Here is a 25516-nt window from a genome sequence, read left to right as displayed (position 1 = left end):
ACCTATCGAAGCTGAGAGGAAATTAATATAGCTTTTACAGCTCATTGACGCGGAGCGTATATAGGCTTGTTATATTGAGGGGAAAAGGGGGATGAAATATGAGAGAAATGGAAGAATCGTCCTTTACCACTACCCAGCCTGTTCTTGCAAGCGATACTTATGGTTGGGATAAGCTTCAGGTTTCACAATGGTATAGCCCGCAGCAAGCTTTCACCCCATCCTCGGAGTCAAAATATTTAATTGGGATTCACTGCACAACCTACTACGAAAACTATTACACCATTCATATTATCCCTTGTAATGAGAGCCTTCTTTGTCCTTGGGGCAGAACCTCGCTCTATTTTTTGAAAATTGAAATTACACCAGCGGTCATTGAAGAGATTGCTCGTGAATCAGGTTATCTGAAGGAAGGACATATCCAATTGGACCGCAAATTTCATGTCAAGGATTCCAAGCTGCTGCAATTAGGGCTTTGGATGCTGGAGGAATTGCAGAATGGCGGTGCCAAAGGGAAAATATACAGTGACTCTTTATCGAATATGTTAATTATTCATTTGTTACAACACTATTCTTCTGTGATCCCCCTGCACTCAAACAGTAAAACGCCCGCCAACCAAGAGATATTTCAGGTCATTCAATTTATGCGTGAGCGGTTGGAAGATGAGATTCAACTGACTGATCTCGCAACCATGGCTAATATGAGCCAATCACATTTTATTCGGATTTTTAAACAACAGACAGGATATACCCCCCATAACTATTTAATCCGGCTGCGAATCGAACGTTCTAAATTTCTTATTCGTTCCGGGAAAATTGGGTTGAAGGAAATTGCGTCTCAGGTGGGTTTCGCCGATCAAGGACATTTTACTAGATTGTTCAAACGAGAAACCGGCCTAACCCCAAAGCTGTATGCGAATCAAAGCGCCTCCAAGCCTAATCATATGGTTTATTAATTTTATTCTTGTAAATGAGAGTTTTATTCAAGGAATGAAGTGTTTTGTTCAATTAGAGAGCTGCAGCCAGCTCCTATAATAAGGTTGAAGTAAGGCGTACAAATGCCGAACTACAACCTTATTAGGAGGAGAGAAAACATGAGATTAAAAAGATTATTCAGTCTGATTTGCGCGGGGGTACTTACGACCAGTTCTTTATCTTTAGTAGCATCTGCCACACCTGTCGGACCGGATAACCTAGTAAACACCGTGGTAGAGTCCAGCGCAGAGTCAACTTCAGATTCAATGATCACTGCTGGATGGCATGAAGTATCCAAGCAAACCTTTTGGTTACTAGATGCTCTTGAAAGAGGACAAGGGGTGGCTACAGACGGGAATTCATGGATCTTTAATTCCTCGTATGGGCTCTTACGGACTGGACTTGATGGAAAATCCGTAAAAGCAAGGAATGAATTGGCTATTCCACTGGAGATTGCCTCTCAAGGTGGAGACCATATCGGTGATATTTCCTACTATAACGGTAAAATATACGCTCCTATTGAAGACGGTAAAAACTATCAGCATCCTTACATCGCCCTTTATGATGTGAACACTTTGAAATATACAGGCACATCCTATGCTTTGCCGCTGAATTTGCATATTGGCGGTGTACCATGGGTAGCGGTGGATGCCGCTCGCGGTCAGGTTTATACAGCTCAGTGGAGTAATGCGAGCGTCTTGAATGTACTTAGCCTCGACGATATGCATGTAATCACAACCGTTCCACTTTCCCAAAGCATTGATCGAATTCAAGGTGCCGAAGTGTACAACGGGGTTCTATATGCCTCTACGGATAACGCGACCCAAACGGTTTACCAGATTGATCCGGAGACTGGAAACGTATCTGTGGCCTTTGATCGCAATCTGCCTACTGGTACTGAAGCTCAAGGAATTGCTGTATTGCCGACCGCCGATGGTGCCCAGCTTCATATTCTTGATGTAGGCTCAAATCGTATTAGTGTGAACTTTCGCCATTATGCATTCTAATTCAAATCCAAGCGAAAAAAGGGGTTAACAGAAATGCTAAAGCAATCCAAAACCATTCTAACGCTATTATCCATTTCCATGCTGGCAGTAGCGGGCTGCGGTCAAGCCAATAACAGTACAGTTGAAGCCAAAGCGAATGCTAATAACGCTCAGCCTACAGCAATCGCAGCAACTCCTGAATCCACAGAGACTCCAGCCGCTAAGCCGGTGGAGATTACCTTTTATTATCCGGTTAACGTGGGTGGTCCTCTTACTAAAGTAATCGATGGGATGGCTAATGCATTCATGGAACAGCACCCAGAGATTAAAGTTAATCCCGTGTACACAGGCAATTACGGTGATAATACCGTAAAAATCCAAGCGGGTGTACAAGCTAAGCAGCCACCGGATGTCGCGGTCATGATGTCAACAGAGCTATACAGCATGCTCGATATGAATGCGATTGTTCCGCTGGATGATTATATTGCGAAGGACAAGGACATTCAAATGGAAGACTTTTATCCCGCCTTTGTGGAGGATACTCAGTCTGAAGGTAAAACGTACAGCCTGCCCTTTCAGCGAAGCACGATTGTTATGTATTACAACAAAGAAATGTTCAAAGCCGCAGGACTTGATCCAGAGAAACCACCCACTACATGGGATGAGCTTGTAACCTATGCTAAGAAGCTGAACAAAGACGGTCACGTTGGGCTGGAAATTCCGGGCAATGATGATTCGTATTGGATGTTTCAAATGCTTGCTCGGCAAAATGCTTCCGATCCGAAGCAAAACATAATGTCTTCCGATGGCAAAAAAGCGATGTTTGATACACCGGAGAATGTGGAGGCATTGCAATTCTGGTTGGATTTGTCCCATAAATATAAGGCGATGCCGGAAGGTGTTATTGATTGGGCTACGGTTCCAACGGATTTCATTCAAGGTAAAACAGCCATGATGATGCATACAAGCGGCAACTTGACCAATGTAAAAAATAATGCAAAATTCGAATTCGGTGTAGCGTTCCCACCTGCACAAAAACAATTTGGATCACCCACTGGTGGCGGTAATCTGTATATTTTCAAGGACAGCTCTCCTGAAAAACAAGCTGCTGCTTGGGAATTCGCCAAATACATGACGGCTTCGGAACAGGCGGCCCTCTTCAGCAGCTCATCCGGTTATGTTGGCGTAAGAAAATCCGCATATGATACAGATGCAATGAAGAAATATACGGCGGATTTCCCGCAAGCATTGGTTGCAAGAGACCAGTTGGAATATGCGTTCCGGGAATTATCCACTCATAATCATGGTAAAGTATCGACGGCAATAACGAATCAGATTCAAGCGGCATTGGCAGGAGAGATTGATGCCGCAGGTGCGCTCAAAAAAGCGCAAGCAGAAGCAGATCAGGCACTAGCTCCCTTCAATAAGTAATTATTAAGGTATGGGGTACGCCAGGACAGCCTTGGTAGCATGTTCTGGCGTCATTCCATTATTCAATAATCGTAGAAACCTTTAACAGGGAAGGATTGAATGGTATGAATGCCGGATGGAGTGAGAGGCTTAGACGAAACGGATTCGGCTGGGGACTTGTGTTGCCTTCGCTGCTTTTTCTTTGCTTGTTTACTTATTACCCTATGTTTAAATCGCTTTGGCTCAGCTTTTATGAGAAAAACTTAGCAACTCCTGAGCCTTTGTTCGTAGGATTTGAGAATTACGCTAATCTATTGCATGACCCTGTTTTTTTGAAGGTGTTCAGTAACAATATATGGTTCGCTCTTGGCACAGTACCAACCTCAATAGTTTTGGCTTTCTTGATGGCACTGTTTGCCGACAAGGCGATAAAAGGGCGGGGACTGGCACGTCTTTCTTTTTTCTATCCGAATATGATCCCAATGATCGCGGTGGCGAACATTTGGTTGTTTCTGTATACCCCTCATTTTGGTCTTTTCGCCAGATTGGCTTCTTGGATCGCGGATCAGCCTATGAATTTGCTGGGAACCCCTGATACAGTGATGGGCGCATTAGTCATCATGATGATTTGGAAAGAAGCCGGATATTTTATGATTTTTTATTTAGCAGGAATGCAGCAGATTCCTAAGGATTTATATGAAGCAGCTGCAGTTAGCGGAGTTGGTACGTTCACCTCCATCCGTAGAATTACAATTCCGCTTACGATGCCAACTACGCTGTTCGTGGCTGTTGTGGCGATAACGAATTCCTTTAAGCTGGTTGACCATCTCTGGATTATGACAAAAGGCGGCCCGAACAATGCAAGCAACCTGCTGCTTTATTATATCTACGAGTCCACTTTTAATTTCTACGATCAAGGAATGGCCGCATCGATGACGGTGGTCATGATCGTGTTGCTGCTCCTGATTTCCTCTTTGCAGTTTTTTGGCTGGGATCGGAAAATCCATTATGAATAGGAGGTGGATTCCATGGAGGATAATCCATTAAAGCTGCCCTTAGTATTAAGGCAGAATACACGTAAAGCTTTAGAAGAGGAGCGTATGTTGAACTCAGAAAGAACGAAGCGCCGAATCCAGCAGATACTATGGCATGTGGTTGGATTTACTTTTGCCGCGGTCTGGATCATTCCCTTCCTATGGGTGGTCAGAACGGCTTTTTTACCTAAAGACGTCGCTATCGATTCGGGCTGGTCTTGGGGCTTTATGTTCGAGAATTTGATTCATGTCTGGAATGGAGCGCCTTTTGGACGATTTTTAATGAATACATTGCTGGTGTGCGGTGTTGTGCTAGCTGTGCAACTCGTTACGATGACAATGGCTGCTTATGCGTTCGCACGGGTACGTTTCTTTGGAAAAGAGCTGCTGTTCCTGTTATTTTTGGTGCAAATTATGGTGCCGCCGGATGTTCTTATCTTTTCCAACTATCAAGTGTTGAACGAAATGGGTCTGCTGGATACCAAGCTGGGGATTATGCTGCCTTACTTTGCCTCCTCCTTTGGAGTGTTTCTCTTAAGACAATCCTTTAAGCAATTACCCTATGAGCTCGATGAAGCTGCCCGGGTGGAAGGCGCCTCACGGCTGCGTATTCTTTCCAGAATCTATGTTCCACTGTCACGCCCGATTTATGTGTCCTTTGCCATCGTGTCGGTCAGCTTTCATTGGAATGATTTCTTGTGGCCGTTAATTGTAACCAATTCAGAGGAAAATCGCTTGTTAACTGTAGGATTGGCGATGTTCGCAAAAGCCACGGAATCAGGCGCACAGTGGTCTGATGTCTGCGCGGCTACGCTGATTGTCTCGGCACCCTTAATGATTGGATTTTTATTGTTCCAACGGCAAGTGATAGGTAGTTTTATGAGCTCTGGCATTAAAGGTTAGGAGGAGGCATTTATGAGGCTGGCGATTATCGGAGACTTACATTATCCGGACGAATTGTTAAACAACAAGGTTTTGATTAAAGAGGCACGAGATGCTTTTTACGAGCAATTTATGAATCTATTTTTGTCCATCCCAGCCGATTATCATATTTCTGTGGGAGATATGGTGCATGCAGGAGAATTTAGCGAATTTAATTATATCATGGGTAAGATTAAGGACACCAAGCATTCCAGGCGTTTTCTACATGTTCTTGGCAATCATGATACGTACACTTATCCTAAGCAAGAAATCCTTTCCGTCACCCGGCAGCAGCGATACAGTGTGATTGAAGAGACCCATGCGATCATTATATTGCTGGATACCGCACGGGAAAATCGTGACGATTGGAGCGGAACGCTTGATGATGAACAGTTAGCCTGGCTCGAAGCACAAATGAAGCGGACTACAGATAAGCCACTATTCGTTTTTGGCCATCATCCCTTGTATAATACGACGGCTAGATCAACTGAGCCAATGATGTCACTGGATCCCAGCTTGGATATTTGGCCGATATTGAAGCAATGGCAAGGTGTGGGTTTTTATTTCAACGGGCATAATCATGTGCATTCTATCGTTAGACAAGAAAACTGGCATTTCATTCAAACGGCCTCCATTCTGGATATTCCTGCTGCTCGAATTCTCACTGTGCTTGAAGATGAGATCCGGTTAGAGATGGTGAGTCTGGCGAGCGAGCAATTAAGTAAATGGTCTTCATTATTTACCCTCAGCATTTTTGATTATGAAAAATATCCGCAGGCTGAAGGGGAGGCGGGAGATCAGGAACTAATCATCAATCGACTTCAAAGGGACAGAAAGCAGGTGGACCAGCAATGAATCGCCAGCCAGTAAGATTAGCCATCGTAGGCGGGAATCGCGGAACCAGTTTTATGAATGCACTATACTCTCTATCGGATCGGATACATCTGACCGCCACTTGTGACTTGAATGAGTGGGTTCTTAATCAATGGAAAGAGAAATTTCCGGACATCCGAACCTATCGGGATTATCATGAAATGTTAAAAGATTCGGCGATAGATGCAGTGTTTATCTTAAGCCCCATGCATTTGCATGCCAGACAATCTATGGATGCTTTAAAAGCGGGTAAGCATGTCCTAAGCGAAGTGATTTCGATCCAATCTTTAGAGGAAGCTTGGGAGCTTATCGAAACTGTTGAACAAACTGGACTTAAATATATGATGTCTGAAAATTACTGCTTCTCGCGCTCCAATCTGACGATTAAACATATGGCGGATCAAGGGATGTTCGGTGAAATTACTTATCTGGAAGGCGGATATATCCATGATTTGCGTCACTTGACTCATCATCCGGATGGATCTCTGACTTGGCGGGGGCAATTACATCAGCAGTATAACGGGATCAATTATCCGACGCATTCTATAGGTCCAGTTGCCCAATGGATTAATCTCAATAAGCCTGATGGAGATCGATTAAAAAGCATCTCGACTTTTGTTTCTAAATCAAGATCCTTACAATATTATTTTGGAGAGCATTATGGAAAAGATCATCCGGCAGCGCGTGAAGGTTTCTGGCGGCAAGGCGACAGTGCGGTTGCGGTCATCCAAACGGAAAAGGGTGTACTGATTGAGCTGCGTGTAGATTGGAGCTCTGTACGACCTCATAATAAAACTCATTATTTGCTGCAAGGAACTGAAGGGGCGTATATTACGGGCCGCCATCAGCAAGAGGAAGATTTGATCTGGTTCAGGAATCTTTCGCCCAAAAATATAGAGGATGGAGAGGAATTGTGGGAGCCGTTAAGCAGCTATCAGCCACTTTATGATCATCCAACATGGAAAAAATGGGGCGAATACGCTGCTGGGACGAAACATGGCGGAGGTGATTTTATGGTGCTTGAGGAATTCATTTCCGCGATTCAGGAGGATCGCACCCCTTCGGTGGACGTATATGATGCCGTTACTTGGAGCTCTGTGTTTACATTATCTATGGAATCTGTAGAGATGGGTGGGAAAGTTATAGCTTTTCCTGATTTTAGATCGAAGGTGAGAATTTGACGGTGGAACAGGCGCTTTCCAAACTTGTAATGAAAAAAGAAATGCTGTCCGACTTGCCTGCTTTTCATTGCCCCGCTGGGTATCGACTTACGTCCTTCCAGCCGGAGGACGAGCGAAATTGGGAGGATCTTATCCGTCATTCTTTTACGAGAGAAGTTAAATTCGTAGATAAAATCAGTGATCATGTACCCTTGTATTCGGATCGCTTGTTGTTCATTTGCCGCGGGAATCAGCCTGTAGCGACAGCTACGGCCTGGGAATTAGACAGTGGAGACCCTAAGAGCTGGTACTTGCATATGGTTGGAGTGCTTCCGGAATATTCTGGCAAAGGACTCGGTTATGCTGTAAGTCTTGCTATTTTGCACAAAATAAGAGAATCAGGTGGAGCGGCAGCCTCTTTAGAGACCGATGATTTCAGACTGCCCGCCATCCGTATTTATTTGAAATTAGGATTTCAGCCGGTGTACTTAGACGATAGTCATCCTGGAAGGTGGGAGCGAATCCTGCAAAGGCTTTGATTTTGATAATGATTAATGCTAGGGACTAGGGGGGCTATACGCCTCCTTATTTCATTCTGGCACCTACGGAAGAAACTTGATTCAAGAATTAACTTGTCGTTAGGTTTAATTGCTGCTATAGTCATACTGACTTATTAAATGCGTTTAATAAGTCAGTATGACTATAGGTGAGAGAGTGGGAGAGCCATGGCGAGTGAGAAACGACTTCCTTCACAGCAAATGAAATCTGAAATTATCCGAAATATTCGAACAGCATTATTAGAACTAGGAAAAGCAACGAAGGCAGAGTTAAGCCATAAATTGCAATACAGTTTCCCAACGATAAGTAAATTTCTAATGCAGATGGAAGAGGCAGGGGAAATAACGGTCAGCGGTCTGGATGAGTCAAGTGGGGGAAGAAGGGCAATAAGATACACCTATAATCCGAATTATCGGTTAGGGATGGCTGTTTTTTTGGAAAAAAATGAAACCAATTATACCATCTATAATTGCATTGGCGAGGTAATCAAAGAACGGAGTTTGCCCAGTATTCTTGAGGAAGATGTTAGTAAACTGGTCATGCTTATTGAAGATGAAATAAAGGCCAATCCTAAAATCCAATCTGTGGCTATTGGAGTTCCAGGTGCGGTGAATCATGGGCAGATTTTTCTGATTCCGGGTTATGAGAAATATCAGAATTTAGATTTGAAAAGACACATAGAAGATCAACTATCTATTCCGACAATCGTGGAAAATGATATGAATGCCGCTGTAATCGGCTATATGACGCAACAAAATTTGAAAGAGAATATATCTCTAATGTATCTGTATTTAGGGAAAAATGGTCCGGGGGCTGGGATCGCGGTCAATGGTGAAATCGTGCGAGGAAAGACGTTCTTTTCAGGAGAAGTTCAATTTTTGCCACAGTATGATCATAAAAATTTCATAGAGGCATTAACTGGAGATCCTGGTGGATCAAATATGCAGTCGAATCATAGTGTGGATGCGATTAGTCGATTAGTGGCTACTATGACTTCTATTTTGAATCCGCATTATATTATTTTTTGTGAGGATGAATTAGCTCCAGCCATGCTTAATCAAATCTATGAACGGAGTGCAACATACGTTCCGAAGGAGCATCTTCCAGCGTTAGCGGTAAGTAACTTGAAACGTGATTATCTGAATGGATTACAAAGTCTTGGATTAGGCTTATTAGTTTCACAACAAATAGATGAGAACAATTAAGGAGATAACTATGGCAACTTTTTTTCTTATTATTATTTATTTAGCATTTATTAGTTTAGGCTTGCCGGATTCATTGCTTGGCTCCGCTTGGCCAGTGATGAGAATGGACTTAAATGCTTCATTAGGTACTGCTGGAATTCTTTCGATGGTTATTGCAGTAGGGACAATTGTGTCCAGTTTAATGAGTGGTGTTATCCTTAAACGTTTTGGTACAGGGAAAGTAACTCTTATTAGCTGTATCATGACTGCTGTAGCGTTGCTTGGTTTTGCAGGGTCACCTTCGTTAGTCTGGTTAATTATTGCTGCAATTCCACTTGGTTTAGGTGCGGGATCTGTAGATGCCGGATTAAATAGTTATGTGGCTACGCATTATAAAGCCCATCATATGAGTTGGTTACACTGTTTCTGGGGAGTGGGCGCCACGCTGGGTCCTATTATTATGGGCTCTTTTATCTCTGGAGAAGGTCTATGGCGGCAAGGCTATCTTACGGTTGCTTACATACAATTGAGCTTAGTCATTATTCTATTCGTTACACTGCCCTTATGGGATAGAGTGGCTGGGAGCAATAACCACCCGAATGCTGAAAGTGATCCTGAGTTCAACCATCCGGAGCTAGAGCATGCCGCAGAGAACACAAAACCATGGAAATTAAGAGGGGTAAAGCTAGCAATGTTAACCTTTTTATTTTATTCTGCCATCGAAACGAGTATGGGCTTATGGGGGAGCAGCTTTCTTGTAAACATTAAAGACATTCCTGCATCAACTGCAGCGACATGGGTATCATTTTTTTATCTAGGGATTACCTTTGGTAGAATGGTGACGGGTTTCATTACTTTTAAAATGAGTAATAAACAGCTAATTCGATATGGCCAGCTCATTGCTTTAATCGGTACGGTACTGTTAGTATTGCCGCTTCCAACTATAGTTTCACTTGTAGGATTTATGATTATAGGTTTAGGGTTAGCCCCCATTTTTCCGTGTATGCTACATGAAACCCCTGTACGATTCGGGAAGAAACATGCTCAGTCGATTATGGGCTTTCAGATGGCAACAGCTTATACCGGCACCACGCTGATGCCGCCTTTTATCGGCTTATTAGCTTCGAAATTCACGCTGGGTATTTTTCCTGCAATGATCGTTTTTTTCGCCATCGTTATGCTCTTGTGTACAGAAAAGCTTAATCAATACTCAGCAAAAGTAAATGTCGGTTAAATTTGAATTGAATATATTACGGACTAACCCTTCATATATATAGCTATAGGAGGGGGGAGCTGTAAATGTGGTTGTTAATTATTATAGGTGTTGGATGTCTCTCCGGTTTTATATTGTTTAGAAAGAATATATTGGCCGCCGATCACGAACACTTTCAAGGACCGGAGAAATTGTCCATCATTATCCCCGCAAGAAATGAAGAATACAATTTGCGTTTTCTGCTCGACTCACTCCAGCTCCAAACCATTACCCCCTATGAAATTATTGTTGTGGATGATTTCTCGGAGGATCGGACCAAGGGAATTGCCGAAAGCTATGGAGTTAAGGTTATTGCCAACAGCAGTCTCCCTGAGGGATGGACGGGCAAGAGCTGGGCAATCTGGAATGGGTATTTACAAGCCTCGGGCGATATTTTTGCTTTTCTGGATGCAGATATCCGGTTAAAGCCTAACGCTCTGGCCTCATTATTAAAAGCAAGGGAGCTATCGAAAGGTGTCATTTCGGTAGTTCCTTTTCATCATACAGAAAAGCTGTTTGAGAAACTTGCCTTAATCATGAATATGCTGGGGATCTTCACATTCACCTCTGTTTTTGAAAAGAATAACGCTAAAAAAGGATTATACGGTTCGTGTATTCTAGCTTTAAGGCGGGATTATGAAAAAGTTAATGGCCATCAAAGCATTAGATCTGAAGTGCTGGATGATTTGTCTTTAGGAGAGAAGTTTATCGCTGCAGGTGTTCCCATTAGAAATTTTATCGGTTATGGCTTAGTATCTTTTCGTATGTATCCGAAGGGGATAAAAAGTGAGATTGAAGGCTTCAGTAAAGGGGCTGTCTTAAGCACCTCAACGATAAGTCCGCGGACAATTATTCCAATCGCACTTTGGGTGATCGGACTCATCATCTCAGAAACTGTGTTTATTTTTGCGAATACTACATGGTTTATGCCTTTATTGATCGGTTATCTCCTTTATATGTTCCAGCTCTTTTATTTTATAAAATATGTAGGTGTATTTGGCATCGTTATTCCTGTATTTCACGTGGTGGCAACTGTTTTCTTTATCTTGATCATGCTGTATTCGATTTATCAGGTTGTTTTTCTGAGGCATGTAAGCTGGAAAGGAAGGCATATCCAGGTGGGAGGCCCTAGGGACTAATGATCATATTGTGGGTCGCGGGTTTATTTTTGTCGGGATCTCTTATGTTTTCCTATTGGCTTGGTCTTGCGCGTAAAAAGAACTTGAAAGACATTGGCGACGGTAATCCGGGGGCTTTGAATCTATGGAAGTCATCTGGCTATAAATTCGGAATTTTTGGGGTATTGTTGGATTTTTTAAAAGGATATTTGCCTCTTTTATGGGTAATGGAAAGTCATTATAGTCAGGGTTATTTCATTATTCCGCTAGCCTTAGCTCCTATTGCCGGTCATGCCTTCTCTCCATTTCTTAAAGGAAAAGGAGGGAAGGCGATTGCCGTAACCTTTGGGGTATGGAGCGCGTTGACAGGATTCAAGGCCTCTTTAACATTAGCAGTTATCCTGGCAGTGTTGAAAGTGCTCGGCAGCGGGTACAAAAGCAGAGGGAATTCACCTGTCTCGGATGGTGTGCAAGTGGTTAGCGGAATGCTGCTCCTTTTTGTCTATTTGTGCATCAGTAAGTGGTCTGCTCCTATCCTGTGGGTATGGCTTGGGAGCTTTGTGATCCTTGTGTATACGCACAGGTTAGAATGGATTGCATGGGTGAAGGAATATTCAAAAAGGGAGCGGGGGCATTGAAGTTACTTTCTTTGTCGCGATAGATGTTTTGTATAGGTTAATAAACAGGTTTCCAGCGATTAATTTCGGGGAAGCCTGTTTTTTTTCGGTTTTATAAGATGCGTTATCTTTAAACAGAAGATTTTATAATGGCTAAAGTTGGTGCATTTTAGTATCTTTAATTATAAATGCTTTCAATTTAGAAAGTTACAGAGATAGGGTTATGAACTAAAGGGGGGCTTGTGATGAAGATCGGCGGCAGAGTAAGAAATGGAGGCACATGGTTTACCCATCTGATTTTTTCATTCACATTATTAGCCGTTTTTTTAATCGGACTTGTGGGCAGTTATCTGTATGTTCAGGCTAATCGCTTAATGGTGGATGAGATTGCCAGAGACAGTAAGCAACGACTGATGACTTCAAGTGATTTTGTGGAGAATACGCTGCTGCAAAAATACGAAAACAGTATCCGCAACCGTGCAGTGTCTACCTTGTCGTTAGAGAATCAATCTATGCTGAATTATTTACTGGATAGTGAATGGGAAGGCAATACGAGCAGAATATTAGCTTTTCGCAAGGATCTAGAAATTTTCAAGCTTACTAATGAAGGCGTTTACAAAATATCCACATACTTCGAGAAAGGAAATTATATCATCGATAACAGCCAATTTTATTCGAAGCTGGACAATTCTCCAGATGCTTTCTTCTTGAAAACTTCAGTGACACCAGCCTTAAACCGCTGGACATATAGAACGTTATCGGATGAAGAAGAGGTGTTGACTTACGCAATCGCCCTTCCCTATGGTGCTTTATCAAAAACATCAACCGGCACCATGTACATTGACGTTAGCTTAGAATACATCAATAAAATGATTTCCAGCACGATGAGCTCGCCGATGGAAAAGCTATATGCTTTTGATGAAAAGGGCAGCCCTATTATCCATACGGGCTCGAACGTCGAAGAGGGGCTTAAGACTGCTAAGCAATGGATGGAGTCAGCAGGGAATAATAAGGAAATTCATTATAATAAACGCGACAAATATGTGTTGTCTTTTAAAAATGACCAAACCTCGAATAATCAATGGAAATACGTATTAATACGGCCTATGAATTCATTTGTATCCTCATCAAAGCAGCTGAAGAGCCAAATATTTGTCAGCTGTATCCTGGTATTGTTAATTGGGCTTCTATTCGCTTATTTGATTTCCAAACGTGTATATGTTCCGATGAAGAAGCTTGTTAACAATGTTCGCAGCTTTTATCATCCAGGCAACGTAAACTATTCGCAAAATGAATTCGCTATTATTGGTAGTACAATCTCAAAGCTAGGTCAAAAAATCGAAACCTTAGAATCTAAAGCTAAAGTGAATGAACTAAAAAATCTGGTATTAGGTGCAGGCGTTGGCTCGGATTACTACGATTATTTACCTTTGCAATGTCATTACATGACTAGCTATATTCGTATAACTAAGGGAGATTGCGAGGAATTCAGGGCTTTTTATGAACAGCATGCTGCCTATAGCTTTTATAAATTCGTCAGCTTAAATACCCAGGAAGCGGCGCTTATCTATTTCAGTGAGTTGAATAAGGATCACGAAGAGCTGGAGCTTTTATTATTGAAGGAACTGGAGCTTATAAAAAATGTGTTGCCTGAGCAACTACACTTTGGAGCAGCGCTTGGATCGAAGGTTCAGGCACCTGAAGAAATCCCCTTTTCGTATCAAAATGCCTTACATGCCTATCGATATCGGTTTATCTATGGTTCGGAAGCTATTGCGCGGTATTCACATATCCCGCTTAACGATGTTACGCCACACTTATTCTCTTTTGATCTTTATAAAAATGCCTTAAAGGCGGGCAATGACGTTACGATGAACAGGTTTATGGACGATTTCCAAAGGGTCATGGAGAAAGGTGATGTCCAATTGGAGACGGTTGAGTTAGGCCTGCTTCAGTTGGTTACGGTCCTGTATCAGACCATTATTGAGCTTGATCTGCAACAAATCGTTTCGCCTTCCAGTCTGTTCGATGAGTTCAAAAAGGAGACGTTGGCCGAAACCCTTGATTCCATTCGTGATTTATCGGCACAAATTACAGCTTATATTCAAGAGTCAGGAAACCACGCACATACAGAGATCATTCATAAATTAAAAATCTTTATCGATGATAATATTCAAGAGGATTTATCGCTAAATAAATTATCTGAGGTTGCTTCGTTGGCGCCATCGTATATTTCTACCTTGTTCGGAACCGTTATGAATGAATCGTTCACTGAATATGTAACCCGAGTGCGGTTGGAGAAGGCGGCTGATTTATTAAGAGAAAAAAAGCAGCTGTCCGTGGCTGAGATTTCTGCTCAGGTGGGTTATCGTAACCCGCAATATTTTCACAACAAATTCAAAACACGTTACGGAGTTACACCGGTCCAGTATAGGAACGCAGGCAATGCAAACCATTCGAACCATTCAAGTGCATAATTCTCCAATCCATGTGGAAAAGGCAATCGTCTCGCGATTGTCTTTTCTTTTGTTCGGAAAATTATAGCCCCAATACGAAGATAATTTACTGATTTTAATGAATTTACAATAGAAAAAGCGCTTATAATGCCCTAACGTAAGGGGTGTTCAGACACAGTCTTAACGCAAAATCGTATTCGGAAGGAGAAAACAACTATGAACCCGGCAAGCACTGCTGGCATTCAAAAACAGGGAGAGAATCTTAAGCCGAAAGTCTCGAGGTGGACACATACTTGGCGCCAATACAAAAAAAACAAATATTTATTCTTATTACTAGCTCCCGTGATCATCTGGTATACCGTATTTGCTTATGGCCCGATGTATGGCATTCAACTGGCCTTTAAAGATTATTTTATTCGTGATGGAATTTGGGGAAGTCCTTGGGTCGGCTTAAAGCATTTCGAATATTTGTTCACAGCTTCACCCGACTTTTGGAAAATCATTAAGAACACGCTTATTATCAGTTTTTACCATATTATTTTTGGTTTTCCTGCACCGATCATATTGGCTCTGTTATTTAACGAACTTAGGTTTTCCTTCTTCAAGAAGGTTGCACAGACGATATCCTATTTACCCCATTTCTTATCCTGGATCGTTATAGGGGGGATATTGATCACATTGTTATCTCCGAATTCCGGTGTGGTCAATTATATTATTCAGTGGCTCGGCTTTGATCCCATTTACTTTTTAGGCAGCGAGAAATATTTCCGCTTTACGCTCGTTATGTCAGGAATATGGAAGGAAATCGGCTGGGGAACGATTATATACTTAGCTGCATTAGCAAGCATCGATTCCCAAATGTACGAAGCTGCAGTTCTGGACGGAGCCAATCGCTGGAAACAAACGTTATTTATCACCATTCCTTCGATCCTGCCGGTGATTGCTATTCTGCTTATTCTTCGGGTAGGGAGTGTGCTGGATGCTGGCTTCGATCAAGTCTTAACACTTTATTCACCAGCTGTATATGGGGTGGCGGATACGTTAGATACTTATGTGTACCGGATAGGTCTGCAAAACTTTCAGTTCAGTCTAACGACGGCTGTTGGATTATTTAAAAATGTGGTGGGTCTTATCCTGGTGTTATTTGCTAACTTCATAACGAAAAAAATGGGGCAGGAAGGTCTTTATTAATGAATGAATGTAAGGAAGGAGTAACTACAATTGAAGCTATCCACTGGTGAAAAAGTATTCCAAGTCTTTCTAATCCTATTTGTAATCATTCTTTGTATTACGATGATTTATCCCTTCTTGCATGTGCTCTCTATATCGTTTAGCACCCCTGCGGAAGCACTACGGCCGGGAATTCATTTCTATCCCAAAGAAGTTTCCTTCTTTGCTTGGAAGCGTGTACTGACAACAGATACGGTCTGGCAAACGATGGGGAATACGGTTTTCCGCACAGTTGTAGGAACAGTTCTGACACTCGTGTTTCTGTCACTGGGAGCATATCCGCTATCTCGTAAATATTTGCCGCACCGGGGATTTTATACAATGTTCATTGTCGTAACGATGTTTTTTGGCGGCGGGCTTATCCCTACCTATCTGCTAATCAAAAGTCTGGGACTTATAAATTCGTTATGGGTTTATATTGTCCCCGGCCTGCTTAGCACGTTTAATCTTCTGCTCCTGCGAAATTTCTTTATGGGTATACCGGAGGAACTGGAGGATTCAGCTAAAATAGATGGGGCTAATGATATGCGGATCTTATTTACGATTGTTATTCCACTGTCGAAGCCTGTTCTAGCAACGTTAGCCCTATGGACTGCAGTAGGGCACTGGAACGCTTGGTTTGATGCAATGTTGTATATGCAGGATCAATCAAAGATTGTACTGCAGCTCTTCTTAAGACGGCTAGTTATTTCGGCCGAAGGAGATCCGATGTTACCACTTCCTACCAATGAGCAGGCTCCTGAAATGGTCAAAGCGGCGATTATTATGTTTACAGCGCTACCTATATTAATGATTTATCCATTCCTGCAACGTTTCTTCGTCAAAGGAATTATGGTTGGATCACTTAAGGGTTAGAAGGCTCAGAACGGTTTAAACAGTCCGCTATATCCGCGGGCTGTCTAAATATATAGATGAACTAGAAAAGGGAGGAAATAAAAGAATATGAGGCATACATCCAAGAAATGGTTGGAAATTGCTGCGATAGCCCTATCGGCTTCACTTGTCATGAGCGGTTGCGGCGGGAATGTGGCGAATAATAACACTAACGAAACGAAGCCGACGAACCAAGGTCAAGGGGGAACATCAGCAGCTGAAGCTCCGATTGAAATTATTTGGGCGAACAACTTTAATACGCCAGAAGAAGACGGTAACTATGTGCAAACCGAGCTCGAGAAGAAATTTAATGTAAAAATCAAAAATATTAAATTGGAACGTGGAACTTGGAAAGAACAATTTTCGGTGCTTCTTGCTTCTGGAGATATTCCTGATATCTTCCCGGTCGATGCAAATGAAACGGATATGGTGCAATGGGCAGATCAAGGGATTATTGCGACGATTGATAAGGCTGAAATTGAATCCCTGATGCCGAAATATGCAGCAGCATTGGATTCGGTTGATTCCGGGGCATGGGGCGTAGGCTTATACAACGAAAAAAACTGGGGGATCCCGAAAATTTGGCCAGGTGGTCTTGATGGATTTATTCCGGGCTATAATGAAGCCTGGCTGAAAAATATTGGCTACTCAGAACCACCCAAGACATTGGAAGAGCTTGAGGATGTACTCACCAAATTTGTTAATGAAGATCCGGACAAAAATGGGAAGAAGGATACTTACGGTTTAATCGGCCGCGGCAAGCTTCCAGAGCAATTGTTCACAAGTGTCTTTTCAGCATTTGCTGTTTCCCCTTATCAGTTCAAAAAGGATGCTTCCGGGAACGTAGTTTATGGAGGCATTACAGAAGAGACGCGATCAGCATTGGCGTTATTGAGCAAATGGTACAAAGCAGGTCTGATTGATCCTGAATTCATAACTAGTGATAATAACGAAATCAATATTAAATTTGCTGACCAAAAAGTGGGTATGGTGGATAACGGGAAGTGGGGCAATTTTTATAAAGAATCTGGGTTTGTCGCAAAACCTGGTCTAGAGAAAGGTCAAATATTCGTGCCTGGCAAGCCGTTTACAGCCCCAGATGGCGTTGCTTATTCTTTCGCGTATGGTGCAAGACAGGCGCCAGTATTGTTCGGTGTTCAACTCGAAAAGGATGAGAAGAAACGTCATAAGATTATGGAAATTCTCGAATATGTGTCTACGGATTCCGAAGGTTTTCTGCTGACAGGTTTCGGTCAATTGGGTGTGAGCTATGATATGGAAGGGGACCTTGCCATTCCAAAAGCGGATGAAGAGGTTAGTGCTCCGAAGATGGGAGCAGGTAATTTCTATAATCCACTTAGCTCCACAGACACTTCAATGGAAAAACATACGGTAAAACAAGAATTGCTAGATTTGAGAGACAAGATCACTCCAGGTGTTACACCATTGCTAGATGTACTGGGACCAGCGGTATTAACAAGCAAACCCAAGTATTGGGGCAATCTGAAGACGTTGCAAGATACGTTTGTTATCAAAGCAATTACAGGAGAAGCGAACACGGGTAAAGATTTTGATAATTTCAAGGATAGCTGGCTAAAGGCCGGAGGTCAGGAAGTAACGGATGAGGTAAATAAAGTGCTGGCAGATCGTAAATAGCAGGGTTCGCTGATTAGTACTGGATGATAGGCTGGAGCAAAAGCTTGCTCCAGCCTATTTATTAAACCCTTAAGAGAGTTGATTTTAAGATAACGGAGGTAGAAATGAGCGGATTAATTATTTATGAGCAGCCGAATGAAGCCCTGGGGAAAGACGATTTTACAGTGAGTGTACGAGAGCCTGGTGGGGGATGGCAAGCACTGTTTGTTTTTGAAGCAAAGGTGGATATGCATCAGGTTCGATCGACATCGATGGTTTATTTTGATATGGAAGGCACGGTGGAGGTCTCTGTTCATTGTAATAACCGGCAGATTGAACAAGCGGTTATTCGCCCTTTGGCAACCCATATTCCCTTTCAAATCGAAGAGAATACCCTTTTGTTCACATTGGAGCACCCGTGTAAGCTTTCCATTGAAATCAATGGAGAACGTTTTAGTAACTTGCATCTTTTTGCCAACCCCTTGGAGACAGCCCCACCTAAACTTGACGATGATAATGTAGTGCTTGTCCAACCAGGAATACATCAATTTGCGGCTATCGCAGAACAAGTTCAGCATTTGTCAGAAAGGGCTAATGGGGAGCGTCAGACGATATATTTTATGCCCGGGCTTCATCAATTCGAGAATCCAATGCTGCATATCCCTTCTGGGACCACAGTTTATATTGCCGGAGGCGCGATCCTTTGCGGATCCATAATGATTGACCATGCTGAGAATGTTGTTGTTCGCGGCAGAGGTGTTCTGTATTTGGCGGATATGGAGAAAACCACTTATTTAAGAGGCGTTCAAATCCAGCATTCTGAACAGATTGAGATCGAAGGGATCATCACGCTTGATCCTCCGCATTACAGTATATATATCGGAGCGTCTAAGCATATCCGCATTCATAACTTCAAAGCTTTCAGTACACGCGGCTGGTGTGATGGAATTGATATGATGGCTAGCTCAAATGTGGATATTAAAGATGTGTTCTTGAGAACTTCTGATGATTGCATTGCCATTTACGGCAGCCGTGGAGAGTATTATGGAGACTCACGCCATATCACAGTTAAAGATTCCATACTCTGGGCGGACTTTGCTCATGCCATGCATGTCGGTATTCATGGTGATCACCAACATAATGGCGATTTTATAGAAAATATTTGGTTTGAAAATATCGATGTGCTTGAGCATCACGAGCCGCAGGAAAATTATTGGGGGGTTATGGCAATCTGTGCAGGGGATAACAATACCGTTCGTAAGGTTACTTTCAAAAATATCCGGGTGGAGGATTTTGAACTGGGGCAGCTGTTTGATGTCCGCGTGGTGTGGAATAAAACCTATAATCCGGTGCCAGGACGATGTATCGAAAATATAGAGTTTAGCGATATCACCTACAATGGGAAGAATATCAATCCTTCCCGTATATTCGGCTATGACGAGGAAAGAGGTGTGAAGGATATTTATTTTTATAATCTTCAGATTAATGGAGAGGTTATTGTCGACCTGAATAACAAACATTTTGTAGTGAATGAATTTGCCAGCGGTATTTATTTGCATTAAATCAGAGGATGTAAATGAATGGAGGAGAACAATGAATTCATTTAAAGAGCTACTCTTTGGAAAATCGCTTAAACGTATTTTTAGGATCACAGTTTCCTTAAGTTTGTTGGTAACGCTAGTGCCTTTATCGGCAGAAGGAGCCGCAGTAGAATCGACAGAGCTGTCGATAATTACGGATTACCAACCTACCATTAATGAGGTTATAGATGAAAGCGGATTCAAACATCCGGGTGTTGGCCTGACCAAGGATATTCTTGAGAATATTAGGACACAGGTACGGGCGCAAAAAGAACCCTGGATCACTTATTATAATCAGATGCTTCTCTCTCCGGCAGCTTCAAGGACGGTCACTTCCAACAATCAAAGTGGTGCGGATCCGTTGAAACCAGCGAGCGATGCTTTTAATAGCCAGGGCTTTAATTCAAGATTTATAGCGGATGGTTTGAAGGCTTATACACAAGCTCTATTGTATGTAATATCGGGTGATGAGGTTTACAGAGCCAATGCCATGCATATTATCCGGATTTGGTCACAGATGGACCCTGAGAAATACGTGTATTTTAATGATGCACATATTCATACAGGAATTCCACTTAATCGAATGGTTACTGCGGCGGAAATCTTAAGGTACACAAGTGCTCAAACTGAAGAGCTGAAATGGACGGAAAAAGATGTCGCTGATTTTACGAATAATCTTATTAATCCGGTTATTGAAACGTTCCAACACACAAATGATCGTTTTATGAACCAGCATCTTTATCCGCTGCTTGGAGCTATGTCAGGTTATATTTTTACAGGAAATACAGAGAGGTACAATGAGGGAGTTGAATGGTTTACCGTCAATAAAACCGCTGTCGATCAGGGGCAAAATGGCGCGATAAAAGCTTTATTCAGATGGGTTGATACAAATATTGTAACAGGGGAAAAAGTTAATCCACCCGTAGTTCAGCATGTTGAAATGGGCAGAGATCAGGCGCATGGCGCTGGGGATATAACGAATGTAGAGATTTTATCACGTTTATTATTGGCTCAGGAAACAAAGGTAAATCCGGTAGAGGGGACTGTTTCTAGTGCGCCAAATGCGGTGGGGCCGTATGAATTTCTAGATCAACGGATTTTAAAAGCTGCCGACTACTTTGCTCAGTATATGATTGGCCATGATACACCCTGGATTCCAGTGGCGGCACATACAGATGTAAATGGAAATCCAACGATTATCTATAAACACTTGGCTGGCGGTTACAGGGGGAGAATTGGCGGTAATGTCTATGACCTTTATTATTATTATAAATATACAGCTGGAATAAATATGGAGGTTGAAGCTCCTTATTTTAGCGAGATGTTTGCTAAGCGATTGCCTTTCTATTGGGAGTCTCCGGATGGAGGCGGGGATTATTGGCTGTACATTCCTAAAGAAGCAGAGGGCGAGGGTACGCTCAATTTGCCGAAGGTGATAACGAATCCAGATTTGAGAGAACTAGAAGACCGGTACACGAAGCTTGATGGTCACTCCACCACAAAACAAGAAGGAGACACTACTTACGTTGAAATTACCGCAACAGATGAGGGCAGTAAAATTGCTTTTGTGGGTGCAAGCAGTGGCGAACGAATCATTGCTTTAAAGATTCGGACTAATGGCATAGCAACCATGGAGGTGTTTGGCGATACCGTTACGCTACCTGATACAAAGGGGCAATGGAGGTATATTCAGTATGAGTTCAATGAGTTCCAAGGCTTCAGCGATCTTGTCTATTTTAATGTAAAAGGAAATGGAACAACAGTCGATATTGACCATATTAATTTAAAAGCTGGGGCACAGCTTACCCCTCCAGTATTTACATCAGGAAAGGCACCAGTATCTTTGTTTACCTATGAGGGATCTACAGCTGCAATTCAATTTGATTTCTCTGCGACAGACACAGGTGCAACGGATGTTGTTACCTATCAAGCGGATCAGTTACCTGAGGGTGCAGTGTTCAATGAGACTTCAGGTGTTTTCTCTTGGTCTGGAGCACATGCGGGAACCTACTCCTTTGTAGTGAGTGCCGCAGATGGAACTTCGGTTACAGCCAAGGATGTTAGTGTTGTAGTAGCGAATGATCGGCAATCTGCCGTCAACGCCGTCATTTCTCCTTATCATGTTGATGTGCCTTACATTTCGGCAACGTTAGCTTACTATAAGCAAGTGCACGCTGAGGTAATGGATATAATTACTACTGCCACTGACGAGGTCTTCTATCAGAAGTTATTTGACCTGAATCTCGCAGTGCAAAGTCTTAAAGAATTGACGCCATTAATGAAAGATGGAAGTGTTAATTTTACGAATATGTTTGTTAGCTCAACCTTTGGTAATGCTGTCCCGAACCTGCTGGACAACACAAATGATAGTTTTGTGGGGTATTATACAGCGCAGGATCGGGCGCATTACATGGATTTAGGACCGGATTTTCAAATATCAGCAGAAAGCTTTGAGCTTCAGGTAAGAGCTAGTTTTCCGGAGAGAATTGGCGGCGTTGCAATGTTCGGATCGAATGACAAAGAAAATTGGACCCGCTTAACCCCCGGCTTGACAACAGTTACTGAAGAGATGCAGAGACTTGAGGTTCAAGCAGGCCTGGAGCATGAAAAATTCCGATTTTTGAAAATGGAAATGATAAAGCCTTCGAGTACTATGCTGGAAATTGCTGAATTTAGAATCTTTGGCCAGCGGTATGAGACAGTAAATCAATTAGAGTCCGTGTCCATTCACTCGGATCAAAGCTTAAGAAATCGAATTATACCAGGGGATACGATTCAATTATCCTTTAAGTCTACAGAAATGATCCATAATGCCACGGCCCATATACAGGGTCAACCTGTTGCAGTCAGTTCTGTGGACAATATCAACTGGACAGCTAAGCTTGTGGTGAATGAAAATGTTCCATCAGGTATTGTGAAATTTAAGATCAATTATAAAACGGCAGCTGGAGAGAATGCAGTAGAGACTATTTTTACAACAGATGGTTCTACTTTATTCATTGCAGATCAGACGGGACTTGTCGCTAATGTGCTTGAGATAGCAAACCTAATCGATTCCAGTGGAAGAAATCCGGCTGATCTTTTGGCAACAGCAAAAGTTTTATTTGATAATCATTTAGGTTCCATCACTGATTTTCGTTTAAATGGCAGTGGTTATGGTGCATATCTAACCTTTGACTTTAAAGAAGGCGGCCAGGCATTGCTGTCTAGGGTAGAAGTAATCGGAAGGCAAGATAATTATGCGGGCAGAATTAATGGAACAGTGGTGCAAGGCTCCAATGACAATGTGACGTGGATCACGATCTCTAATGTAGCAGGAAATACGCCGGAATGGCAGAAGTTGACGATTAACAGCACAGAACCCTATCGTTATATCCGCATCACCAATGGAAACAACTGGTATGGAAACATGGCTGAACTACGTTTGTATGGTGATGTTACAATCAATTCAAAGCTTGATGCGGTGTCCATTAGCTCCGACCAAAGTATCCAGAAACGAATTGTGCCTGGGGACACGGTGAAATTGTCTTTTAAAGCAAGCGATGCAATTAACCAAGTGAATGTCAATATTCAGGATCAAGTCGCAACCGTTGCTACTGTCGATAAGATCAATTGGACGGCTGAAGCGGTCATGGGCAATAACGCACAACCTGGACCTGTGAACTTTAGTATTAAATACAAGTCAAAGGAGGGAATCGAGGGGCCGGAAAAAACATCAACTACAGATGGTTCCTCTCTGTACATTCCCGATGAGACCGAGTTGATTAGTAATGTGCTTGCGATTACTAATTTAAGTGATTCCAGTGGGAGAACACCAACCGATCTCAGGAATGTTGCGGGATCATTATTCGATGGAAATGCAGGCACAATTACGGATTTTCGGGTAAATGGTAGTGGATATGGAGGATTTATAACGTTTGATTTTAAAGAAGGGAATAGGGTCCAGCTGTCCAAGGCAGAGGTGCTTTCCAGGCAAGATAATTATTTTACACGAATCAATGGGACTGTGGTTCAGGGTTCGAATGATCATACAAGCTGGACGACAATCTCCTCTCCTGCAGGAAAAACGATGGATTGGCAGACCTTAAGTATTAGTAACGCAGAAGCCTATCGTTATATCCGGATCTATAATAGTAGTAATTGGTTTGGAAACATGGCGGAATTACGCTTTTATGGCGTAGTGAAAGGGGCGGACTCAACAGCTCCGGTGACAACGGATGATGCGCCACAAGGTTGGACCAACAAGGATACGTTGGTAACCTTCACAGCTACAGATGCGGGCTCTGGTGTTGCGGCAACCTATTTCACAGTAAACGATGGCGAGCAGAAAACCGGGAATTCAGTTATTTTGTCCAATGAAGGAACACATAAGTTAGTTTATTGGAGCGTTGATAGAGAGGGTAATGTGGAACAGCCGCAGAAGACTGCTGTGGTGAAGATTGATCGGACCGCACCACAGGTAGTAATTAAAGGAGAGAGTTCCTATACCATAGAGCAGACATTAAACATCACCTGTAGTGCAGCTGATACTGTATCAGGCATTACTTATTCGCCATGTGATTCAACGCTCGCAGATGTTAAAGCGTATACGCTGGAAGCGGGAACTCATAGTGTAACTGCGAAAGCCGAGGATGCGGCGGGCAATGTCGGGCTGGCAGAGCATTCGTATAGTGTATATGCGACATTTGACAGCTTGTCGGCATTAACCGAAAATTTTGCAGCTGAGACGGGTGCTCCAGATTTAGAAAACGTAACCAATTCACTTAAGCAGCAGCTGGCGATCGCCAAAGAAAAAGCTCAGCAGCATGCTGGCGCAGAAGTTCACAGCTTGCTGGAAGCTTTTAATAGTGAAGTGAATCTCCAGAGCAATCAGGTGTTCACTTCTGAGCAGGCAGAGGTTCTAGTCCGTTGGTCACAATGGCTCCAGAATACAACTCCGCTTGCTGGTGGAGCCCCTGGAAAGCCAGTGTTATCTGACAATAATGGGCACGACACCGGGCTTCGAGATGGCAGCTATGCCGTCACGATGAATCTTTGGTGGGGGAACAACGGTACCGAGTTTAAGCTCTATGAAAACGATGTACTGATCAGTACCCAGATGCTGACGGACAGCTCACCGAATGCACAAGCCATGAGTACGGATATTGTGGGCAAATCAAATGGAACCTACACGTACACGTGCGAGCTAGTCAACAGCTTCGGTTCGACTACCTGCGATCCGCTAATCCTTACTGTTACAGATGCAGCGCCGGGCAAGCCTATAGTATCCCACGACAACTGGAGTGGGGATGGAACTTACGACGTTGTGATGAATATGTGGTGGGGAACCAATGGTACTGAGTACCGTTTGTATGAGAATGGAGAAGTAATCGACACACAGACACTAAGCACGGCTACCCCTGCGGCTCAGCTGACAGTTACGAAACTTAAAGATAAGACACCAGGTGTATATGAATACTACGCGGTATTAGTCAATGCATCAGGCGAGACATCTAGCGAGAAAATCACAGTAACTGTCAAGCCAAGAAACTGACCATAGAGCTGATGTAATAGGAAGGCCCTTTCTTCGGGATGACCGAGGGATGGGCTTTTTTATAGCAGTTAAAGGATATTATTGAGGGATTGAGACGTTGAATAACGAACGGAGAATTAGGGGA

General features: G+C 42.8%; 18 protein-coding genes. All 18 read left to right on the top strand.

What is annotated here, in order from left to right; genetic code table 11:
* Positions 1 to 98 precede the first annotated feature (98 nt).
* Complete coding sequence (locus NST94_RS17525; protein ID WP_076301593.1) at positions 99 to 953, top strand: AraC family transcriptional regulator; 855 nt, start codon at positions 99 to 101, stop codon at positions 951 to 953.
* A gap of 138 nt (positions 954 to 1091) precedes the next feature.
* A complete protein-coding gene (locus NST94_RS17520) occupies positions 1092 to 1979 on the top strand; it encodes a hypothetical protein (RefSeq protein ID WP_076301592.1) in 888 nt (295 codons plus the stop codon).
* A 33-nt stretch (positions 1980 to 2012) separates the two neighbouring features.
* Entirely contained in the window at positions 2013 to 3389 is a 1377-nt protein-coding gene (locus tag NST94_RS17515; protein ID WP_076301591.1) for an ABC transporter substrate-binding protein, read from the top strand.
* A gap of 104 nt (positions 3390 to 3493) precedes the next feature.
* On the top strand, positions 3494 to 4384 hold the full coding sequence (locus tag NST94_RS17510; protein ID WP_076217816.1) for a sugar ABC transporter permease: 891 nt from the start codon (positions 3494 to 3496) through the stop codon (positions 4382 to 4384).
* A gap of 12 nt (positions 4385 to 4396) precedes the next feature.
* A complete protein-coding gene (locus NST94_RS17505; RefSeq protein ID WP_339281128.1) occupies positions 4397 to 5305 on the top strand; it encodes a carbohydrate ABC transporter permease in 909 nt (302 codons plus the stop codon).
* A 12-nt stretch (positions 5306 to 5317) separates the two neighbouring features.
* On the top strand, positions 5318 to 6178 hold the full coding sequence (locus NST94_RS17500) for a metallophosphoesterase (RefSeq protein WP_339281127.1): 861 nt from the start codon (positions 5318 to 5320) through the stop codon (positions 6176 to 6178).
* Complete coding sequence (locus tag NST94_RS17495; RefSeq protein ID WP_339281126.1) at positions 6175 to 7377, top strand: Gfo/Idh/MocA family oxidoreductase; 1203 nt, start codon at positions 6175 to 6177, stop codon at positions 7375 to 7377. The genes NST94_RS17500 and NST94_RS17495 overlap by 4 nt, the downstream gene beginning before the upstream one ends.
* Before the next feature lie 2 nt (positions 7378 to 7379).
* On the top strand, positions 7380 to 7895 hold the full coding sequence (locus tag NST94_RS17490; RefSeq protein ID WP_076307236.1) for a GNAT family N-acetyltransferase: 516 nt from the start codon (positions 7380 to 7382) through the stop codon (positions 7893 to 7895).
* 186 nt (positions 7896 to 8081) lie between these two features.
* Positions 8082 to 9119 carry an ROK family protein gene (locus tag NST94_RS17485; RefSeq protein ID WP_312149790.1) on the top strand — a complete coding sequence of 346 codons (1038 nt, stop codon included), beginning with the start codon at positions 8082 to 8084 and terminating at the stop codon, positions 9117 to 9119.
* A gap of 10 nt (positions 9120 to 9129) precedes the next feature.
* Entirely contained in the window at positions 9130 to 10332 is a 1203-nt protein-coding gene (locus NST94_RS17480; protein ID WP_076129845.1) for an MFS transporter, read from the top strand.
* A gap of 65 nt (positions 10333 to 10397) precedes the next feature.
* Positions 10398 to 11489 (top strand): glycosyltransferase family 2 protein, encoded by a 1092-nt coding sequence (locus NST94_RS17475; RefSeq protein ID WP_339281125.1) that lies wholly within the window; start codon positions 10398 to 10400, stop codon positions 11487 to 11489.
* Positions 11489 to 12106 carry a glycerol-3-phosphate acyltransferase gene (locus NST94_RS17470; protein WP_076301585.1) on the top strand — a complete coding sequence of 206 codons (618 nt, stop codon included), beginning with the start codon at positions 11489 to 11491 and terminating at the stop codon, positions 12104 to 12106. The genes NST94_RS17475 and NST94_RS17470 overlap by 1 nt, the downstream gene beginning before the upstream one ends.
* 224 nt (positions 12107 to 12330) lie before the next feature.
* Positions 12331 to 14562, top strand: a complete 2232-nt coding sequence (locus NST94_RS17465; protein ID WP_076301584.1) for an AraC family transcriptional regulator — start codon at positions 12331 to 12333, stop codon at positions 14560 to 14562.
* Between the two features lie 195 nt (positions 14563 to 14757).
* A complete protein-coding gene (locus NST94_RS17460) occupies positions 14758 to 15732 on the top strand; it encodes an ABC transporter permease subunit (RefSeq protein WP_076129849.1) in 975 nt (324 codons plus the stop codon).
* 30 nt (positions 15733 to 15762) lie between these two features.
* Positions 15763 to 16626: a carbohydrate ABC transporter permease gene (locus NST94_RS17455; RefSeq protein ID WP_076129850.1), complete on the top strand. Its 864-nt coding sequence runs from the start codon at positions 15763 to 15765 to the stop codon at positions 16624 to 16626.
* Between the two features lie 87 nt (positions 16627 to 16713).
* A complete protein-coding gene (locus tag NST94_RS17450) occupies positions 16714 to 18300 on the top strand; it encodes an extracellular solute-binding protein (protein WP_076182453.1) in 1587 nt (528 codons plus the stop codon).
* Positions 18301 to 18404: 104 nt separating this feature from the next.
* Positions 18405 to 19841 carry a glycosyl hydrolase family 28 protein gene (locus NST94_RS17445; protein WP_280753093.1) on the top strand — a complete coding sequence of 479 codons (1437 nt, stop codon included), beginning with the start codon at positions 18405 to 18407 and terminating at the stop codon, positions 19839 to 19841.
* 31 nt (positions 19842 to 19872) lie between these two features.
* Positions 19873 to 25392, top strand: a complete 5520-nt coding sequence (locus NST94_RS17440) for a discoidin domain-containing protein (protein WP_339281124.1) — start codon at positions 19873 to 19875, stop codon at positions 25390 to 25392.
* The last annotated feature ends 124 nt before the right edge of the window (positions 25393 to 25516 follow it).

Source organism: Paenibacillus sp. FSL H8-0282, assembly GCF_037963825.1.
Classification (GTDB): domain Bacteria; phylum Bacillota; class Bacilli; order Paenibacillales; family Paenibacillaceae; genus Paenibacillus_AQ; species Paenibacillus_AQ odorifer.
The sequence above is the reverse complement of the archived record's forward strand: the minus strand, read 5'-3'. Positions and strand labels throughout refer to the sequence as shown.

Excerpts from the sequence above, each read along its gene's own strand:
- NST94_RS17465 (WP_076301584.1), top strand. The coding sequence starts at position 12,331 with ATGAAGATCGGCGGCAGAGTAAGAAATGGAGGCACATGGTTTACCCAT.
- NST94_RS17460 (WP_076129849.1), top strand. The coding sequence starts at position 14,758 with ATGAACCCGGCAAGCACTGCTGGCATTCAAAAACAGGGAGAGAATCTT.
- NST94_RS17505 (WP_339281128.1), top strand. The coding sequence starts at position 4,397 with ATGGAGGATAATCCATTAAAGCTGCCCTTAGTATTAAGGCAGAATACA.
- NST94_RS17485 (WP_312149790.1), top strand. The coding sequence starts at position 8,082 with ATGGCGAGTGAGAAACGACTTCCTTCACAGCAAATGAAATCTGAAATT.
- NST94_RS17510 (WP_076217816.1), top strand. The coding sequence starts at position 3,494 with ATGAATGCCGGATGGAGTGAGAGGCTTAGACGAAACGGATTCGGCTGG.
- NST94_RS17515 (WP_076301591.1), top strand. The coding sequence starts at position 2,013 with ATGCTAAAGCAATCCAAAACCATTCTAACGCTATTATCCATTTCCATG.
- NST94_RS17525 (WP_076301593.1), top strand. The coding sequence starts at position 99 with ATGAGAGAAATGGAAGAATCGTCCTTTACCACTACCCAGCCTGTTCTT.
- NST94_RS17520 (WP_076301592.1), top strand. The coding sequence starts at position 1,092 with ATGAGATTAAAAAGATTATTCAGTCTGATTTGCGCGGGGGTACTTACG.
- NST94_RS17440 (WP_339281124.1), top strand. The coding sequence starts at position 19,873 with ATGAATTCATTTAAAGAGCTACTCTTTGGAAAATCGCTTAAACGTATT.
- NST94_RS17500 (WP_339281127.1), top strand. The coding sequence starts at position 5,318 with ATGAGGCTGGCGATTATCGGAGACTTACATTATCCGGACGAATTGTTA.
- NST94_RS17470 (WP_076301585.1), top strand. The coding sequence starts at position 11,489 with ATGATCATATTGTGGGTCGCGGGTTTATTTTTGTCGGGATCTCTTATG.
- NST94_RS17480 (WP_076129845.1), top strand. The coding sequence starts at position 9,130 with ATGGCAACTTTTTTTCTTATTATTATTTATTTAGCATTTATTAGTTTA.
- NST94_RS17445 (WP_280753093.1), top strand. The coding sequence starts at position 18,405 with ATGAGCGGATTAATTATTTATGAGCAGCCGAATGAAGCCCTGGGGAAA.
- NST94_RS17450 (WP_076182453.1), top strand. The coding sequence starts at position 16,714 with ATGAGGCATACATCCAAGAAATGGTTGGAAATTGCTGCGATAGCCCTA.
- NST94_RS17495 (WP_339281126.1), top strand. The coding sequence starts at position 6,175 with ATGAATCGCCAGCCAGTAAGATTAGCCATCGTAGGCGGGAATCGCGGA.
- NST94_RS17475 (WP_339281125.1), top strand. The coding sequence starts at position 10,398 with ATGTGGTTGTTAATTATTATAGGTGTTGGATGTCTCTCCGGTTTTATA.